Source organism: Streptomyces sp. NPDC034037 (genome assembly GCF_055575715.1).
In genome coordinates this window covers 664,384-682,519 of sequence record NZ_JBVISC010000003.1, presented here as the reverse complement: position 1 = coordinate 682,519, position 18,136 = coordinate 664,384, and the positions used below count along the sequence as shown (strand labels likewise).

The 18,136-nt window shown below is 68.5% G+C and carries 13 protein-coding genes and 2 pseudogenes; 10 read left to right on the top strand and 5 right to left on the bottom strand.

Annotated features, from left to right (window positions below):
• The first annotated feature begins 785 nt into the window (after positions 1-785).
• The 5 genes from ACZ516_RS13540 to ACZ516_RS13520 all read left to right on the top strand — a co-directional run bounded on the left by ACZ516_RS13540 (position 786) and on the right by ACZ516_RS13520 (position 7,080).
• Entirely contained in the window at positions 786-1,967 is a 1,182-nt protein-coding gene (locus ACZ516_RS13540) for an ROK family protein (protein ID WP_469010166.1), read from the top strand.
• Between the two features lie 97 nt (positions 1,968-2,064).
• Positions 2,065-3,813: an alpha-glucosidase gene (locus ACZ516_RS13535; protein ID WP_469010165.1), complete on the top strand. Its 1,749-nt coding sequence runs from the start codon at positions 2,065-2,067 to the stop codon at positions 3,811-3,813.
• 44 nt (positions 3,814-3,857) lie between these two features.
• Complete coding sequence (locus tag ACZ516_RS13530; protein ID WP_469010163.1) at positions 3,858-5,174, top strand: ABC transporter substrate-binding protein; 1,317 nt, start codon at positions 3,858-3,860, stop codon at positions 5,172-5,174.
• Positions 5,175-5,269: 95 nt separating this feature from the next.
• A complete protein-coding gene (locus ACZ516_RS13525; protein WP_361088321.1) occupies positions 5,270-6,163 on the top strand; it encodes a carbohydrate ABC transporter permease in 894 nt (297 codons plus the stop codon).
• 122 nt (positions 6,164-6,285) lie between these two features.
• Positions 6,286-7,080 (top strand): carbohydrate ABC transporter permease, encoded by a 795-nt coding sequence (locus ACZ516_RS13520; protein ID WP_469010161.1) that lies wholly within the window; start codon positions 6,286-6,288, stop codon positions 7,078-7,080.
• A 295-nt stretch (positions 7,081-7,375) separates the two neighbouring features.
• Here ACZ516_RS13520 and ACZ516_RS13515 read toward each other — a convergent pair whose 3' ends face one another.
• The gene (locus ACZ516_RS13515; RefSeq protein ID WP_469010160.1) at positions 7,376-8,230 is read right to left on the bottom strand and encodes an RNA polymerase sigma factor SigF; all 855 of its coding nucleotides are present in this window, start codon (positions 8,228-8,230) and stop codon (positions 7,376-7,378) included.
• 312 nt (positions 8,231-8,542) lie between these two features.
• Positions 8,543-8,983 carry an ATP-binding protein gene (locus ACZ516_RS13510; protein ID WP_469010158.1) on the bottom strand — a complete coding sequence of 147 codons (441 nt, stop codon included), beginning with the start codon at positions 8,981-8,983 and terminating at the stop codon, positions 8,543-8,545.
• Positions 8,984-9,345: 362 nt separating this feature from the next.
• Between ACZ516_RS13510 and ACZ516_RS13505 the strand changes: the two genes are divergently transcribed.
• A complete protein-coding gene (locus ACZ516_RS13505; RefSeq protein ID WP_469010156.1) occupies positions 9,346-10,824 on the top strand; it encodes a PP2C family protein-serine/threonine phosphatase in 1,479 nt (492 codons plus the stop codon).
• Positions 10,821-11,189 (top strand): STAS domain-containing protein, encoded by a 369-nt coding sequence (locus tag ACZ516_RS13500; protein ID WP_469010154.1) that lies wholly within the window; start codon positions 10,821-10,823, stop codon positions 11,187-11,189. Before ACZ516_RS13505 ends, ACZ516_RS13500 begins: the two co-directional genes overlap by 4 nt.
• On the opposite strand, the pseudogene ACZ516_RS13495 reads toward ACZ516_RS13500, so the two are convergent.
• A pseudogene (locus ACZ516_RS13495) lies at positions 11,155-11,435 on the bottom strand (hypothetical protein). The gene ACZ516_RS13500 and the pseudogene ACZ516_RS13495 overlap by 35 nt on opposite strands.
• Positions 11,436-11,486: 51 nt before the next feature.
• A pseudogene (locus ACZ516_RS13490) lies at positions 11,487-13,089 on the bottom strand (ABC transporter transmembrane domain-containing protein).
• A gap of 352 nt (positions 13,090-13,441) precedes the next feature.
• Between ACZ516_RS13490 and ACZ516_RS13485 the strand changes: the two are divergent.
• The 3 genes from ACZ516_RS13485 (at position 13,442) to ACZ516_RS13475 (ending at position 16,279) form a co-directional block, all read left to right on the top strand.
• Positions 13,442-13,939, top strand: coding sequence for an HAD-IA family hydrolase (locus ACZ516_RS13485; RefSeq protein WP_469010152.1), 498 nt, complete (start codon positions 13,442-13,444; stop codon positions 13,937-13,939).
• A gap of 421 nt (positions 13,940-14,360) precedes the next feature.
• The gene (locus tag ACZ516_RS13480; RefSeq protein WP_469010150.1) at positions 14,361-14,720 is read left to right on the top strand and encodes a hypothetical protein; all 360 of its coding nucleotides are present in this window, start codon (positions 14,361-14,363) and stop codon (positions 14,718-14,720) included.
• Positions 14,721-15,562: 842 nt separating this feature from the next.
• Positions 15,563-16,279 carry a DUF5995 family protein gene (locus ACZ516_RS13475; RefSeq protein WP_469010148.1) on the top strand — a complete coding sequence of 239 codons (717 nt, stop codon included), beginning with the start codon at positions 15,563-15,565 and terminating at the stop codon, positions 16,277-16,279.
• Positions 16,280-16,346: 67 nt separating this feature from the next.
• On the opposite strand, the gene ACZ516_RS13470 is transcribed toward ACZ516_RS13475, so the two are convergent.
• Entirely contained in the window at positions 16,347-17,948 is a 1,602-nt protein-coding gene (locus tag ACZ516_RS13470) for a PfaD family polyunsaturated fatty acid/polyketide biosynthesis protein (protein WP_469010146.1), read from the bottom strand.
• Between the last annotated feature and the right edge of the window lie 188 nt (positions 17,949-18,136).

Genomic DNA, 18,136 nt, shown 5'->3' with positions numbered 1-18,136 from the left:
GTGGGCGGTCGGTTCGATGACCGCGCGGGCCGTCGGGACCAAGCGCAGGTGGGGCGGACGGGACCGCCCTGACCGCGAGACGGCGCGTGTGTTGCGGTGTCGGGCCACTGACCCTTGTCCCGCACGGCGCGTCGGCGTTGACGGTCAGAGCCGCTGGTCCGTGGGGCCGGCAGGCCATCAGCCCCGTTCGGGGGCAGCGACCGCCGTGCGTGGAATCTCCCTTCACATGGGCGAGGGCTGTGCGCGTGCGCCCGGGTTCGCCCGTGGACCGAGGCGCTCGGCGGTCACCGTCTCGCACGGGCCAAGGGCACAGCGCACACTCCGCGGAGGGTGGGACTGCGGCGCGGCCAATGAATCACCGGTGTACGCCACTGGGAGGGTCGGTTGGGGACGCAGCCCTCTGCGGTCGCCGCATAACGTCCCGCTATTTCTTCCCCGTGTCAACGAAATGAACAGAACTCCGTGCCATACAAGCCACATCACGGCCCGCCATGGGGGACAAAAGGGTGAGAAACGCCTCTGAAGCAGCGAGGGAGGCGACGATCACGGTTGCGTAACACGCTGTTTTCTTTCTTGACGCACGAAAAACAGGGGGACAGACTCCCGTCATACCCAGTCGACCGGCGCCACCGGGTCGGCGCCGGAAAGGGTGCGGGGCGGCCTCGACTCCCGTGGCCGGCGCAGGTTTCGGCGTCATGCAGGAGGGCGCCGCCCGCATCGGGTTCGATGGTGAGGGGGCGGCTCGTCTCGGCCCCGGACCAACCACTGCTTTGGAGGCACGCGTGATGAGCCCGTCCAAGATCCGTTTCTCGGAGCTTGTCGGTGAGCAGACCCGGGCGGAGATCTTCGCCACCGTTCTCACCGCGGGCCCCATCTCGCGCACCCAGCTCGCCCAACGGCTGGGCCTGGTGCCCTCGAGCGTGACCCGGATGCTGCCCCCGCTCCTGGAACACGACTACCTGCGTGAAGCGGACACCGCGCCGCAAGGGCGAGGCCGACCGCAGAAGATGCTCCACGTCAATCCGGACAAGCACATCGTGGTCGGCATGAAGATCGGCCCCGCACAGGTGTCCGGGGTGGTCACCGACATGGCGGCCAACGTGCTGGCCCGCGCGGAGGAGCCGATCGGCGACTGCACCCCCGAAACTGCCCTGTCCGCCGCGGCAGCCCTGACCAGCAAGCTCCTCTCCGAGGCGCCCGAAGCGGCAGACAGGGTGCTTGGTCTGGGCGTCGGGGTCAGCGGTCACGTCGACTCCGGAGCCGGGATCTGCCGCTATTCGGCCCTGCTCGACTGGGACAAGGTCGACGTGGCCGGCCCGCTCAGCGAGGCGACCGGCCTGCCGGTAGTCGTCAACAACGACGTCAACACCCTGGTGGTCGCCGAGCGCTGGTTCGGGCAGGGACGTGACGTCGACTCCTTCGCCGTTGTCACGGTCGGCCCCGGCATCGGCTGCGGCCTCCTGCTCGACGGAGCCCTCTTCTCGGGGGCCACCGGCCTGGCCGGAGAACTCGGCCACCTGCCCCTGGACCCCGCGGGCCCGATGTGCAGCTGCGGGCGCCGCGGCTGCCTGGAGGCACTCGCCGGGGACCGGGCCGTCCTGCGCCACCTGCACGACGCCGGCGTCCCCTGCCTCACGATCTCCGAAGCGATCGACCTCGCCCGCTCGACGGGCGGCTCAGCCCAGCTGGTCGCCCGCTCAGCGTTCGCCGAGGCGGGTACCGCCCTGGGGCGGGGACTGGCCGGCATGTGCAACCTGCTGAACCTGCAGAAGATCATCGTCGCCGGTGAAGGAGCAGTGGCCTACGACCTCTTCGGCCCGGCGATGAACCAGGCCCTGCAAGATCACGCCTTCTCCACCGCGGCCCGCGACTGCGACGTCCGCGTCGACCCCGTCCGCCACGACCTGTGGGCCCGCGGCGCAGCGTGCCTCGTTATCCGCGACACCGTGGGCGCTGCCCTCTCCTGAACAACCGTCCCACTCCCCCTTCAAGCCTCGGCCCCGCGGGCCGACGCACGCGGCCCACCTTCACCCCAGTAGCCGAGTACACACGATGAGGTTTGACGTGCCCGAACACGTGTCCAGTCCCGCCGGCCCCGCCGACTCCTGGTGGAGCAACGCGGTGGTCTACCAGATCTACCCGCGCTCCTTCGCCGACTCCAACGCGGACGGCATAGGCGACCTGCAAGGCATCACCGAGCGCCTGGACTATCTCAGCGAACTCGGCGTCGACGTGCTCTGGCTCTCCCCGGTCTACCCTTCCCCGCACGACGACAACGGCTACGACATCAGCGACTACCAGAACATCGACCCGCTCTTTGGCACGCTGGCCGACTTCGACCGGCTTCTGGGCGCCGTGCACGAGCGCGGCATGAAACTGGTGATGGACCTGGTCGTCAATCACACCAGCGACGAGCACGCCTGGTTCGCCGCCTCCCGCGACGGCGGCCCGGACGGGCCGCAGCGGGACTGGTACATCTGGCGCCCGCCGCGTCCGGGCATGGAACCCGGCACCCCGGGTGCGGAGCCCAACAACTGGGAGTCATGGTTCTCCGGCCCCGCCTGGACCTTCGATGAGAGTTCCGGCGAGTACTACCTGCACACGTTCTCGCGCAAGCAGCCGGACCTGAACTGGGACAACCCCGAGGTCCGCCAGGCCATCCACCGCATGATGCGCTGGTGGCTTGCGCGCGGTGTGGACGGCTTCCGCATGGACGTCATCAACCTGATCTCCAAGGACCCGGACCTGCCTGACGGCATCGTCCCCGAGGGCGCCCGTTACGGGCTGGGCCACCCGTACTACGTGTGCGGCCCCCGGGTCCACGACTACATCGCCGAGATGCACCGCGAAGTCTTCGCCGGCCACCCGCGCCGCCTGCTGACCGTGGGGGAAATGCCCGGCGTCACCGTGCAGCAGGCGAAGCTCTTCACCGACCCTGCCCGCGGCGAACTGGACATGGTCTTCCAGTTCGAGCACGTCGGCCTCGACCAAGGCCCCGGCGGCAAGTTCGACGTCCGCCCGCTCAAGCTGACCGATCTCAAGGCCAGCCTGGGCCGCTGGCAGACCGGCCTGGGCGAGACCGGCTGGAACAGCCTGTACTTCAACAACCATGACCAGCCCCGGGCCGTCTCCCGTTTCGGCGACGACAGCCCTGCCCACCGGGACCGCTCGGCCAAGCTACTGGCCACCGTCCTGCACCTGCACCGCGGCACACCCTTCGTCTACCAGGGCGAGGAACTGGGCATGGCCAATGCCCCCTTCACCTCGATCGACGGCTTCCGGGACATCGAGTCCCTCAACCACCACCGCGAACAGACCGCGTTGGGCACCGATCCCACGGTGATCCTGCAAGGGCTTCGGCACCGCAGCCGGGACAACGCCCGCACCCCGATGCAGTGGGACACCACCGAGCACGCAGGCTTCACCACCGGCATCCCGTGGATCCCGGTCAACCCCGACCACCAGGATGTCAACGCCAAGGCACAGCTCGCCGAACCCAACTCGGTCTTCCACTACTACCGGCGCCTGATCGCCCTGCGACACACCGAACCGGCCCTGACCCACGGCGACTTCACCCTGCTCCACCCGGATCACGAACAGCTCTACGCCTTCACCCGCCACGACGCGGCCAGCGGCACCGAACTGCTCGTGCTCGCGAACTTCAGCGCAGGCGACCTCGTCGTCGACCTGCCGGTCGGCTGGGAACACAGCGAGACCCTCATCGCCAACATCCCCGCCACCGCCCCGCTCACGACACCGCACACCCTGCGTCCGTGGGAAGCCCGCGTCCACCGCCGCCGCACCTCCTCATGACACCGCCCGCCCCACTCGCAGCGACGCACCCCAAGGAATCCACCATGAACCACCTGCCATTCTCCTTCGCCCTGCGCGGAAGGCCGCTGCTGCTGGCGGCCGCGGCCCTGGCTCTGCTGGCGCCGCTCACCGCCTGCGGCGGTTCCGGCAGCGCCGAGGGCGACGGCAAGACCCTGCGCCTGTGGCACTACGAGCAAGAAGACGGCGCCCTGAGCAAGGCGTGGGACGCGGCCATCGCCGAGTTCAAGAAGACCCATCCCGACGTGTTGGTCACCTTCGAGCGCAAGACCTTCGAGCAGATCCAGCAGAACGCCGGCATGATCCTCAACTCCGACAAGGCGCCTGACGTCATGGAGTACAACAAGGGCAACGCCACCATTGGCCTGCTCGCCAAGCAAGGTTTGCTCACCGACCTCACCGCGGTCGCCAAAGAACGCGGCTGGGACAAGAAGATCAGCAACGGCGCCTCCGTCACGGCCCGCTACGACGCCCAAGGTGAGATGGACGGCGACAAGTGGTACGGCGTACCCAACTACGGCGAGTTCGTCCTCACCTACTACAACGACGACTTGTTCAAGAAGCACCACGTCGCCAAGCCGAGCGACTTCAAGAGCTTCGAGGCCGCGCTCGCCAAGTTCAAAAAGGCAGGCATCACCCCGCTCGCCAATGCCGGCAACGACCACCCGGCCGGCCACTGGCTCTACCTGCTCGCTCTGTCCAAGGCCAGTGACACCTGGGTGGACGACTACCAGCTGTACAAGGGCAAGGTCGACTTCCACGGCCCGGAGATGACCTACGCCGTCAACAAGTACAAGGAGTGGCTCGACAAGGGCTACTTCGACAAGAAGGACGTCGGGCTCAAGGGCAGCGACATGACCGAGCAGTTCGTCTCACAGAAGCGGCCCATCCTGGTCGGCGGCAACTGGTGGTTCGGGAGCCTGACCAACGACATCACGGACTTCGACTGGTCCACCGCCCCCTACCCGGGCAGCGAGAAGACCCTGGGCTCCGGCGGCAACAACTGGGTCATCCCGACCAAGGCGAAGAACAAGAAGCTCGCCCAGGACTTCATCGACATCACCATGTCCGACAAGATCCAGAAGCTGATCGGGGAGAAGGGCAACATCCCCCTCGCGGCGAAGGCGGACAGCGTCAAGAACCCCAAGTCCCGCGAGCTCATCGCCGCCTTCAACACCCACCAGTCCAGCAAGGGGCTGGCCTTCTACCCGGACTGGCCCGTCACCGGGTACTACGACACCTGGGTCGCCGCAACCCAGAACCTGATGAACGGCGGCAAGCCCGACACCGTCCTCAGCGAACTCGCCGCCCCTTACGAAAAGTACGCCGCGTCCAGGCGCTGACTCGACCACTCGCAACCTCCGGCCGGAGGCCACGTCGTTCCGGGGACGGCGCCCTGCCCCTTAGGGGCCGCCGTCCCGCTCACCTAGGAGCAACCGTGAAAACCACACGTCACCCGCGGGGCAAGGGGTACGCCCTCTTCCTCGCACCGGGCCTGCTGCTGAGCCTGCTCTTCCTCGTCGTCCCGCTGGTGATGACCGCCTACTACAGCCTCACCACCTGGCAGGGCATCGGCGACCCCGTCTTCACCGGCCTGGACAACTACACCCGCCTCTTGCAAGACGCCGACTTCTGGGCGTCCTTCCGCAACATCGCCTTCGTCATCGTCGGCATCGCCGTCGTCCCCACCCTGCTGGGCCTGTTCCTCGCCGCCCTGCTGTTCGACTACATCGGCAAGAAGCACGGCGACGGGATCGTCAGCGTCTTCCGCTCCGGTCTCTACCTGCCGCAGGTGATCCCCGTCGCCGTCACCGGCCTGATGTGGGGGTGGATCCTCGCCCCCGAAGGCGCCGTCAACAGCATCCTCGACACCGTCGGCCTGCCGTCGCTCGCCCAGAACTGGCTCGGCGACCCCGACCTCGCCCTCTGGGTCGTCCTCGGTGTCCTGGTCTGGATGCAGCTCGGCTATCCCCTGGTCCTGTTCATGTCCGGCCTGCAGCGCATCGATCCGGAACTGTACGAAGCCGCCGCCCTCGACGGCGCAACCTGGTGGCAGCGCTTCACCCGGATCACCGTGCCGATCCTGCGGCCCGAGGTCTACGTCGTCCTCGTCACCACCACCATCGCCGGCCTGAAAGTCTTCGCCCAGATCTTCGTCCTCACCGGCGGAGGCCCCGGCAACTCCACCCTCGTCCCCGCCTACTTCGCCTACCAGAACTTCTTCGAACGCGCCGACGTCGGCTACGGATCGGCCATCTCCACCACGATCACCCTGCTCGTGCTGGCCATCGCCGGAACGATGCTCGCCCGCCAGGCCCGCGAGGACGGATGACCATGACCACCGACACCACCCCCGCACCTGCCGTCAGCAAAAGCGCACCACCCGGCCACGCCGCCCCGAAAAGCCGAGGGAAGAGAACACCCGGCGGCCGAGGTCCAGGCTCCTACGCCGTCGTGGCCGCCGTCACCGTCTTCGTCCTGGCCTTCCTTGCTCCCTTCGGGATCATTCTCCTCAACTCCTTCAAGACCAGTGCCGACTACCGGGCCAACGGCTCACTGTCCTGGCCCGAGCACTGGAACTGGGACATCATCAGCGATGTCTGGGAACGCGTCGACTTCACCCAGAAGCTCATCAACAGCGTCCAGATCAGCCTCGGCGTCGTCCTCATCGCCGTCGTCCTGGCACTCTTCAACGCCTACGCCATCGGTATCGGCCGCGTCCGCTGGCGCACCGCATTCCTCGTCTTCTTCCTCGGCGTCAACGTCCTGCCGCAGGAAGGCCTCGTCTACCCCATCTATTACCTGTTCAAGGAGATGGGCCTGTACGACGGGAAGCTCGGCTACACCATCCTGGTCGGCATCACTTACAGCGCCTTCGGCACCTACCTGCTCTCCTCCGTCTTCGCCAGCTTCCCCAAGGAACTCATCGAAGCCGCCTCCCTCGACGGCGCGGGCCGCTGGACCATCCTCTGGCGCATCGTCCTGCCGATGAGCTGGCCCACCCTGTCGGTGATGTGCGTGTTCTTCTTCGTCTGGAGCTGGAACGAGTTCCTCTACCCACTCGTCCTGCTCATCTCCAACGACAACCAGACCGTCCCACTCGGCCTGTCCGTCATGCAGGGCCAGTACACCAGCGACCCCACCGCCCTGAGCGCGGCCGCACTCCTCGGCGTCATCCCCATGATCGTCTTCTTCGTCCTCTTCCAGCGCTCCCTCACCCGCGGCCTGACCGCGGGAGCCGTGAAGTAGCCGCGTACAAAGGACGCAAAAGCCGCCCCGGATCCGGAACATCAGCCGCCCCGCGACCGGATCCGGGGCACACCCTTCAGCGCGAACCGCGGAGAGGCGCTTCCGCTTCAGCGCAACAGACCCTCGCAGTGGCGGAGCGCCCCTCAACGATGGACGGCACTGCGACTCCTTCGTGGATGGGCTGGCCTGACCAGCGGAACGGGTGGTGCGTGGGGGTCAGGATCACCGGGCTTGGGTGTTCCGCCGACCGTAGGAGTACTCAGAAAGACAGCAGCCGTGCAGGACTCGCGCGCTGTCAGTCGGTGGTCAGGCCGGTACGCAGCTTGGCGATGATCCGGGTGATGAGCCGGGAGACGTGCATCTGCGAGCAGCCGAGGATCTCGCCGATCTGCGCCTGCGTCCTCTCCTCGACGAAGCGCATGTGGATGACCTGGCGGTCGCGTTCGTCCAGCTCGGCGATGAGCGGTGCCAGGGTGTGGAAGTTGTCGACCAGCTCGAAGCGCTCTTCCTCCACGCCGACGAAGTCGGCCAGGGCCGTGTCGGACTCGTCGTCCTTGCCGATGGCCGCGTCCAGCGAGACGGACGTGTAGCCGTTGGAGGCCCGCTGCGCCTCGGCGACCTCGGCGCGGGTGAGCTGCATCAGCTCGGCCAGCTCCGCCGTGGAAGGAGTGCGGCCCAGGCGGGTGCGCAGCTCCTCGGTCGCCTTGGACAGCTCGATGCGCGCTTCCTGGAGGCGGCGCGGCACGTGCACGGCCCAGCTCGTGTCGCGGAAGAACCGCTTGATCTCACCGGTGATGTACGGCACGGCGAAGGAGGTGAACTCGACCTCGCGGGTCAGCTCGAACCGGTCGATCGCCTTGATCAGGCCGATGGTGCCGACCTGGACGATGTCCTCCATCTCCTGCGGGCCGCGGTGCTTGAAACGCGAGGCCGCGTACTGCACCAGGGAGAGGTTCATCTCGATCAGGCAGTTGCGCACGTACTGGTACTCGTGCGTGCCCTCCTCCAGCTCACCCAGCCGGTCGAAGAAGCGCCGGGAGATCGCCCGCGCGTCCTTCGGCGCCACCGACGACGGATCCGCGTACGCACGCTCGGCGGCCTTCTCCGCTCGGTGCGCCAGCGTCTGCTCTCCGACCGCCACAGTGACCATGCGTCCCGTCCCCTTTGTGCTGGCTACTACCGTGCTTCCGGGGCATCATCTGCCCGGCATTCCGCGCTTCACACGAAAGATGTACGCAATTTCTTCACTTCTTCTGCATCGGGCTCGAAGCTCTCGTCGGACGACGGCGGACGCACGCTGTCGGGGAACCAGTGGTGGGGCCGCCGGACAGTCGTGGCTGGCAGTGCGAGGTCGAGGAGCTGGCCGCATAGGAGGGCCGAGCAGGGAGGTAAGGGCGCGGTCGCGGATGCCTGCGCTGGTCGGCGCGGGGGGCCAGGCGGGAGAACGCCTCCCCGGATGTCGTCATCGCCAGAGGAGGAAGGCGTGCACGGTCTTGCCCACGTCTTCGGGCAGGGTGATGGTCTGCTCGGCGATGGCGTTGATCAGGTGCCATCCAATGCCGCCCCGACCGGTGAGATCGGACGGCCGGGGCTCGGGCTTTGCGGGGCTGGTATCCGTCAGAGCGACCTCGAGGGTGTCGGCCACTGCGCAAAGACGGAGGCTGAAGGGGCCTGGCGCATACGTGAAGGCATTGGAGGCCAGCTCGGTGACCACCAAAAGTACATCATCGTAGGCCTCCGGTGAGGCCGGTGGCTTCACCAGCACCAGAGCGCGAAGAAAGACCGCTGCCCTCTGGCGTGCCTGGGTCACATCGCTCAGTTCTCCCGCGAAATTCCAGGTCCGTTCGATGGCCAAGGCGTTCAGGTCGGCTTCGTCTTGCAGGTGTTTGCGTTCGGCGTCCATGGCACTCCGTCTCGCTCTCGGGGCTCCGAAGGGCTGTTCCTACGGGTCTCCGATCTTCGGGCGGGCATGTCTGTCTTCTGGATGTTCATGCGCACAGACGGCCTGCCGAGGCCCGCCGGCAAGACCTGAGCAGAGCGAGTTGCAGCGACAGGCACAGGCACGGAAAGGGCTTGACCTGTGCCCGTACGGCAGCCGGCGAAGCCGTCCCGATCAGGGCACCAGGGCTTCTCGTGCTGCGGGGAGCCAGGTCAGGCATGCCCTGGCTGCGCAAGGCTGAAAAGCGCCGGGCTCGCTGTTCGATAGGGTTCCAGGGTTGCTGACCGTCTGGTCGGCGCCTCCCGGGGGATGACGAAACGAGGAACATGCCGGAACAAGCGAGTCCGTCTGCCATAACACCGAACGCTCCTCTGGCCGTGTCGGCCGTGTCGGCCGAGGCGGCGCGGATGGCGGCGGTGCGCCGGTACGACATTCTCGACACTCCTCCAGACGGCGCCTATGACCGGGTCGCGGCGCTGGCCGCGCGGCTGTTCCAGGTGCCGGTGGCGACGGTGACGATCGTGGACGAGGACCGGATCTGGTTCAAAGCCACACACGGCTTGGAAGGCGTCACCGAGATCGGCCGCGATCCGGGCCTGTGTGCATCAGCCGTACTCACCGATGACACCACCGTCATCCCCGACACCCTGCTCGACCCGGTCGCCTGTTCCAACCCGCTGGTGGCCGGCCCCATGGGGGTGCGGTTCTACGCCGCCGCTCCGATCATCACCGCCGACGGGTACCGGCTGGGCACGGTCAACGTCCTGGACACCAGCCCCCGCGAGATCAGCGAGGCGGATTCGGCCACGCTCGCGGACCTGGCGGCGGTGGTGCGTGACCAGCTTGAGCTGCGGCTGTCGGCGCTGCACGTGGTGCGCGCCGAGCAGGAGCGCCGCAAGGTCGAGCAGGACAAACGCCAGGCGGAGGAAGAGGCCCGGCAGCGCGCGGAGCGGGACAAGGCGGCCATCGCCGCGTTCGCCTCCACTTTGCAGCGCACCTTGGTGCCTCCCGCGTTGCCCGCGGTACCGGGACTGGAGCTGGCCTGCCACTACAAGACCGCCTCCCCCCAGGAAGTGGGCGGCGACTTCTACGACGTCTTCCCCGTCGGCGGAGGCCGGTGGGCGTTCTTCCTGGGCGATGTGTGCGGCAAGGGCGCCGAAGCCGCCTCTGTCACCTCATTGACCCGCTACACGCTGCGGGCCGCAGCTCTCGTCGACGCGGACCCCACGGCCGCGCTGAAGGCGTTGAACACCGCGCTGCTGCTGGACGCGGCGGTCGGCACCCGCTTTTGCACCGCCGTCTTCGGCCTGCTTGATCCTGACCAAGACGGCGGTTTCACGGTCACGCTGGCCACCGGTGGCCACCCGCCCGCCTACCATCTCAGCCCCGCCGAGAGCGGCGGCGTACAGGTGAAGGCGGTCCGCGCCAAGGGCGGCATGCTGGTCGGCGCGTTCGCCGAAGCCGCCTTCGCCTCACGCACCCTGCACCTGGTACCCGGCGAGGGACTACTGCTGTACACCGACGGGCTGACCGAGGCCCGCACCGCCGACGGCCACATGCTCGCCGACACGGGCCTGACCGACTTCCTCGCTCAGCGGCCGGCGCCGGTCAGCGCCGGCACCCTGATCGAGGACACCGTCGCTCTCCTGGACACCCTCCCCGACACCGAACGCGACGACATCGCCCTGCTGGCCCTCTCCGTACCCACCGCAGATGCCGCTCCGGCGGGCATCACCACCACCGCTCACAGCGCCGCCGCCCCGATCGCCGACGTCTTTGTCGGACAGGAGAACCGACGCCCATGACCGCTCCCTTCCACATTGATGTTCCGCACTCCGACGGCGCCCTGGCCGTGATCGCGCTGTCAGGCGAATTCGACATCGCCGCCGCACCCGCCGTACGGACCCGCGCCCTAGAACTCATCGCCGACGGACACCCCCACCTGATTGCCGACCTGGCAGGCGTCACCTTCTGCGACTCCTCCGGCCTCGGCGCCCTCATCGGCATCTGGCGCTGCGCCAAAGACGCCGACGGCTCCCTCACCCTGGCAGCCATCCCCGACCGATTGAGCCGCCTGCTCAACGTCACCGGCATGGACACCATCCTGCCGGCCCACCCCAGCACCGAAGCCGCGCTCAGCACACGTCAGGACAACCGCACCACCGCCTGAACCAGCCGCCAACCGCTGCCGGAGACGAGCAGGCCGAAGAACTGTCCCTCACGCCCCACTTCCCCGCCCGACGATGGACGCGGATACGTTCCGGCCGCCAGCCCGTGATGTCGAGCAGCAGGCCGTCCAGCGGGCCGCCGATCAGCGCGGCGTACATCTGGTGCGGCAGCGGGCCGGGGTGGGGGTCGTCGTGGTCGCAGCCGCTCACACCCGGTCGCGCAGCAGCTGCCCGTCATCGGTGCTCATCCGGCCAAGCCTCGCACCCGCCACCGACAGCGCGGGTGGGACGGCGACGGGCTACGGCCGCCAGCTCGCCTCGGTGATGGCGTGACGCTGCCGGCCTGTGGGCACGGATGATTCCTCTCTGTCCGACCACGTCGAAACGTGCGATGCCCGGGTCAACGGTCCCGACGATCCGGAGTTCTGCACCACACCAGCAGAGTTCGAGATCCTCCGGCTTCTCGACACGTGCTGATCTCGTGCCCCGGTCACCTCGGGCTGCTGCTCCTGGGCGCTCACAACGTCCTGTGGCCACCGCAGGTCCAGCTGCTGGATGCCACGCGGCATCCTGAGAAGCAGCAACCGGGGCTTGCGCAGCAGGGCGCGGGCGATCGCGACGCGCTGGCGCTCGCCGCCGGACAGCTTCGAGCCGCGGTGCCCGACCAGGGTGTCCAGGCCGTGCGGGAGACGCTCGACGAGGGTGTCGAGCCTGGTCCGGGCGAGGACGGCACTGATCTCGTCGTCCGGCGCACCGGGCGCGCTGAAGACCAGGTTCTCCCGCAGCGTGCCGGCCAGAACCGGAGCGTCCTGCTCGACGTATCCGATGGCGGACCGCAGTTCGGACAGCGGCCACTGCCCTATGTCCCGGCCGTCGACCAGGATGCGTCCGCCGGTCGTCTCGTAGAACCGCTCGATGAGCGAGAAGACCGTCGACTTGCCCGCGCCCGAAGGGCCGACGAAGGCCGTCACCCCGGCGCCCGGCACCTCGAAGTTCGCCCGCTGGTGGATGTACGGCAGCCCGGGACCGTAGCGGAAGGACACGTCCGGGGATGTCCGCGGACGCCACCCGCGCCCCGCCGACCGCGAGCACCGCGAGGAACGCCAGCTCGACGGCGAGGTTGTCCGCCGTTCCCAGCAGGGCCTCCCACTTCGCGTCGCGCACGCCATGCCGCCACGCCCGTCGGGCCGACGCCTCGACGCGGGCGGTCTCCCGCTCCTCGGCGCCGGACGCCCTCACCGTGCGGAACGCGCCGAAGACCCGTTCCAGGCCGGTGGACATCTCCCCGACCGCGGCCTGGGAGCGCTCGGCGGCCTGCCCGATCTTCGGCAGCACCAGGGCAGCGCCCCCGCCGACGACCGCGACCACACCGAGCGTGACGCCGAGCAGGACGGCGTCCAGGAAGGCCATCACCACGACCGCCGCGACCAGCGTCAGCGCCCCGGTCGCCGCGTTGACCACCGCCTGCGTACTCACGGCCCGCAGCAGCGTGGTGTCGGAAGTGACCCGCGACATCAGGTCGCCCGGCTGCGTCCGGTCCACCGCCGTCAGCCGCAGCCGCAGCAGCCGGCCGATCAGGCTGCGGCGCGCGGCCAGCACGACCGACTCGGCGGTCCGCTCCAGTGCATAGGCGCCGAACGCCTCGGCCACCGTGCTCAGCAGCACCAGCACGGTCAGCGCCAGCAGGACGGTGGCGAGCGTGCCACCGGACGAGAGCCGGTCGACGAGCGCCTTCGTGGCCAGCGGCTGCAGCAGCTCGCCGACCGCCCCCACCAGCGCCAACAGCAGACCGAGTGCGACGGTCCACCGGTGCGGGCGGACGTACCCGTACAGCGCCTTGAGCGTCTCGCTGACGCGCAGGGACTCGGCACCCGTCGTCTCCAGAGCGGATGCGGTATTCACAAAGATTCCTTTCGTACGTGGTCTCCCGCGCAGTGCGTCAGCAGCGGCGGGCATCGGTCGAATCGAACTGTGGCGCTCGACTCGGGGCGCCAGCTCGACGGCCGTCACGGCGATCGTGTGCACAAGGGCAGCGCGCAGGTGTTTCTCGGCATGGCGCTCGCGGCGAGTGGTCTCCGCCTGGCTGCCCTCGGCCCTGGTGCCACCAGCCTGGAAGCCCATGCCTTCCGTCGGCCATCCGACGATCGGCGGATGCACCCCCGCCAAGTGGCTGGAACCCCCAGCGCACGCTGTCATCGCTGGTGTCCCAAGCTCGCAGCGTCCACGGCGTGCGACACCGTGTCCCGGTCCGTTTATGAGCCGGGCGAAATCCTCGCCGCGCGGGGTACTAGGAAAAGCCACCCAGGAAGATTGGAACCGCGTCATCGGCGGCATCCTCGGCCTCGACCCCACCGACCTGATGCGGCGCGCCCTGGCCAACCTGCGCCCCGAGCCCCTGATCGTCGAGGCGGCGAAGCGAGCACGCGCAGCCGGCATCAAGGTGGCCATGCTCAGCAACTCGTTCGGGATCGAGCCCTACAACCCGTACGAGGACAAGGGCATGTGGACGGACTCCTTCGACGCGGTGATCCTGTCCGAGCTGGAGGGCGTACGGAAGCCGTCCTCACTCATTTACCAACGGGCACTCGACGCCCTGGGGCTGACCGGCCCCGAGTGCGTGTTCGTTGACGACCACGCGGAAAACCTGCCCCCCGCCGAAGCCCTCGGCATTCGCACCGTGCACCACACCACGGACCCCGCCGCCACCGCGGCCATCCTGGACTCGCTCCTCCTCGACCCGGCATCAGCCTGACGCGGACAACATCCGAGGGGTGCGCCCCCCGGGACGCTGCTACCTCCGTACTCGTCGGGCGGACCCGGTTGCACGGTCTCTCCGCGCGGGCCTGCGCGACCGCTGCCCGGGCGGGCCCGCCGTGCCGCGAAATACGGACGAACGGGAGCGCCGGCACCCTGACGGGAGTCGTGGATATAAGTCTGCGAAGTCCTCGCAGTGGGCGGGGCACCCGCTACAGTTGGTGGCCTGATCGGGAGGGTCCGTCATGGAGATGCCGCATACCGAGCCCGAGGCCATCAAGCCCCGGCCGGACTATCCCCCCAAGACACCGCCGCCGCCGAAGCGGCCATCGAGCCCTCCGCCGCCGGACGCTCTCCGCAGTGACCTCCTTCGAGGCCTGCCCGTTCCACAGCGCTCCGGCCGTGCGGGTGTCCCGGTCATGAAGAACCGGCGTGGCTCCTCGTGGACTCTGGACGCTGAACCATGGATCCCCGCGAAGGCGGCTGCGCATGTCGCCGAGAAGCTCACAGCGTGGGGTTGCAAAACCCCCGCGCCGCTCGAAGACGTGGTGTCCTTCCTGGTGACCGCCGTCATCACCGACGGCAGTCGCCGCATCAGCGTGCACGTGTCCGAGCAGAACCACCACGTACTCATCCTCGCGCTCAGCCACCAGGCACCGGACGCGGCTGTGGACGAGGACGTGCTGCCCACGCTCCGCGACTTGGGCGCCGTGAGCTGCGGCACCGAGAACTCCAGCGAGGGACGACAGGTCTGGGCACTGCTCGGCCTCACCTCCTAGTTTCCTGCTGATCACCAGCCCGTCCCGCTGACTGCTCAGGTACTCGTACGCGCGGGGCCGACGACAAGCGCAAGGGGGATTGTCGTTCGCTCGTGGCGGCGTGACCGACAGGCGAAAAGTGCCCTTCCTTCCACGCCAGTTGGGCTGCACGAAATCGGGACAGGGCTGGCGCCATCCCAGAGGGGTGCAAATGGGGAGCTGCTCTCTCCCAGCGAACTAGGCTGTTGACGTGCACGAACGCCCCGTCGCCTCTCCGCCCCCGAACTGCCGAACGTGCCGCTGAAACCGCGGGGACGGGTGCGCTGAACTGGGGTCGCGTATCCGGGGCGGGCGAGCGGGAGGCCTCTCGGGAGAGGTCGTGGTCGCTCGCGGCGGCGTACCGGAAGGGCCGGGGCGGAGGCGTCCGTCCTCCAAACCCACGGCAACAGCGAGAACAGCGACACTGCCGACGTCCACGGCGCCCATCGGACGGCGAACGCCACCACCGGCAGCGGTGTCCTGTCCGGCCCGCGCTCATACTTCCCCGTAGCACCATCCGGGCCGCAGTCCGGCAGACGTGCCCGCCGTATCGTTGTCTGTTCGCTGTCATTTCCCCGTCAACGTCCAGCGCCACGATGTGCCGGTGTCACCGTTACCCCCCTGTCCCTCCGGTCGTTTCCTTCTCAAGGGCGGATGCGGGACGCGGAAAGGGGTGCGAGGTGGCGGTCGGTATCTCGCCTGTACGGGCATGGTGTGCGGTGGTGCTTTCAGCGTGGCTGTGCGCTACAGCGGCCGTTCCCGCGGGCGCCACAGAGGGGACGACACGAGGGGAACTCGGCTGCCACGGACCGGTGGTGGGCTGTGTGGCCGAGGCACAGGAGACGCTGCGGCAGGTGCGGGACGAACTGGGGTGCGACCACCGGGCGCCGTTCCCGGCGATCTACGTCCACCTTGAGCAGTCCCTCAAGGACGCGGTACGCAACCCGCACGCGTTCGACGAACCGTCCTGGCTGGCAGGCGACCTCAACACCGGGTTCGTCAACCTCTACCTGTCCGCCCGGCAGGCCGACCAGAACGGCCGCACCGTTCCCGCCGCCTGGCGCATCGCCTTCGCGGCGGCCCGCGCCGACGGCGTCAACGCCGGACAGGACGTACTGCTCGGTGCCAACGCCCACATCCAGCGCGACATGCCCTACGTGCTCGCCCGCCTCGGACTGCGCCGCCCCGACGGCTCCTCACGCAAGGCGGACTACGACCGCTTCCAGACCGTTCTCGACCGCGCCTATGGCCCCGCGGTACGCGACGTCGCCGCCCGCTACGACCAGATCGTGGCACTCGGCGACGACCGGTGGAACCCCATCGCCGGCCTCACCGCCTCCCAGCTCTTCCGCTCCTGGCGCGAGACCGCCTGGACCCACGCCCGGCAACTGCGCGACGCCCCTGACGAGAGTGCCCGCCGCTCCGTGGTGCGCTCCATCGAGGCGAACGCCGAACGCTGGGCCGCCCGGTTGGCCGCACCCCGCATCCCCGACTACCGCCGCATCCGCGACCGTTACTGCGCCGCTCACAATCCCTCGTGATCGCTGGGGCCCGCCACCGGGTCACCCGGCCTCGGCGGGCCGCCGGAGTCGCACCACAAATGTTGGTCTAATGCTGTGAACTGCTGAATGGCAAACGGTATTCGGCGCAAGAAGCCGGAAGGCGTAGACCTGACAGACGCAATTGGGTCACCCGTGTGTGGAAGGCCGCGGCACTCATCAAATGGTCCGCGATGGAGACGACCTCGCGGTTCTCGGGACGGGCGAGGTCGGTGCCCGCGGTCCAGCCGTTGAAAGCACCCATCGCAGGTCCGCACCAGATCTGCCAGTCGCCCCGACGCTCCTCGGCGCCGGAGATCGCCCAGCGACTGGCCATGGCGAGGTACCAACGGAAAACCATGGCCATGCGGAACTTGGGATCCTGCTCCGCCCGGCGGTGCCATTCTGGGTGATGGGCGAGCAGGTAGTCGGCGGTTTCCTGCCAGGCTGCGGTCAGCGTGCGTTTCAAAATCCGTTCCTCTACGTCACGACGTTCTCCGGCTGGGAGTTCCTCCAAGGACGTATGTTCCCGGTAGAGGCGATACAACCGCGCGGCGGCCCCGGCGAACAGCGTTCCCCGGCTGAGGACCTGCACGGTGCCGCCCTGTTCGAACAGGTCGGCGGCTGGAGCCATGGTGTAGTCGGTGAGCCCCGCCTGGGCCAACAGTTGCTTGGCGCCGCTTGAAGTGCCCGCCTCCTTGGCGCTTTGGTTGACCGAACCGGTGACGACGTAGCAGGCGCCCAGGGCGAAGGCGGCGGTGATCGCTTCGGGAGTCGCGATGCCGCCTGCCGCGCCGATCCCGACCCGCCCGGCCGGGGGGTGCTCCTGAGCGATACGGTTACGGAGCCGCAGGATGGCGGGGAGGGTGACGACCAGTGGACGGCGGTCGGTATGGCCGCCGGAGTCGGCCTCGACGGTGATGTCGTCCGCCATCGGGAAACGACGTGCGAGTTCGGCCTGCGCCCGCGTCACCTGCCCCCGGGCCACCAAGTCCGCCACAAGCTCTTCCGGAGCCGGTCGCATGAACATTTCCGCGATCTCCTGACGGGAGATCTTCGCGACGACCCGGTGTGTGGCGCGCACTTCACCGGCGGAGCCGCTCTGCAGACCCGTCACCCGGTAGCGGACCAGGTCGGTGGTGAGCCGGACGAACGCAGAAGCCTCCACACAGGGAACGCGGTGGCGTAGGCACGCGTCGACACAGGCGCGTTCCTGCTCCGGAGCGACGGGGTTGTGGATCAGGTTGCACGCATACGCCGTTCCGCTGGCACCGAGTGAGCGTGCCAGCCGTGTCAGCGCCTGGTCCACGCGTTGCTCCGGCAGACCGGCGGCGCCGAAGGATGCGAGGTAGCCGGCTTTGGCCAGGCTCAGCACCAGTTCCTCGGAGGAGATACCCCCGGCCATCGCGCCGGCCATGTAGGCGTACCGCACTCCGTGCCGACGCCTGAAGTGCGATGAACCCAGACGCTCGGTCGGCTGCGCGGGCACAGCTGTCAGGAGAGTATTCCCGCTGTCCGGTCCTGGTGGGCGGGACATCACACCGACACGGCCTCCACCCCCGACGACGTAGCACGGGTGGTCGAGATCAGCCAGGACGCGGTACACGTCGTCGGGCGCGTAACGGGCTTCGGAGGAGCCGTCTTTCTGCCGCACTGTCTCCGACGCGGTCATCGGGTCTCCTTGGTCGGCTGCGTTGATCCGGCCGACGGGATGTCGACTTCGGTGGGTCCGAGCACGGGTGAGGCAGCGGCCGTCAAGGGCGGCACCACCGCGCCCGCAGCGGCAGGGGGACCACTCGGTGGTGTGCCGGGGCCCTGGCTTCGCCGTGTGCCGCACTTGGGGAGGGGAGTACTGGCTCT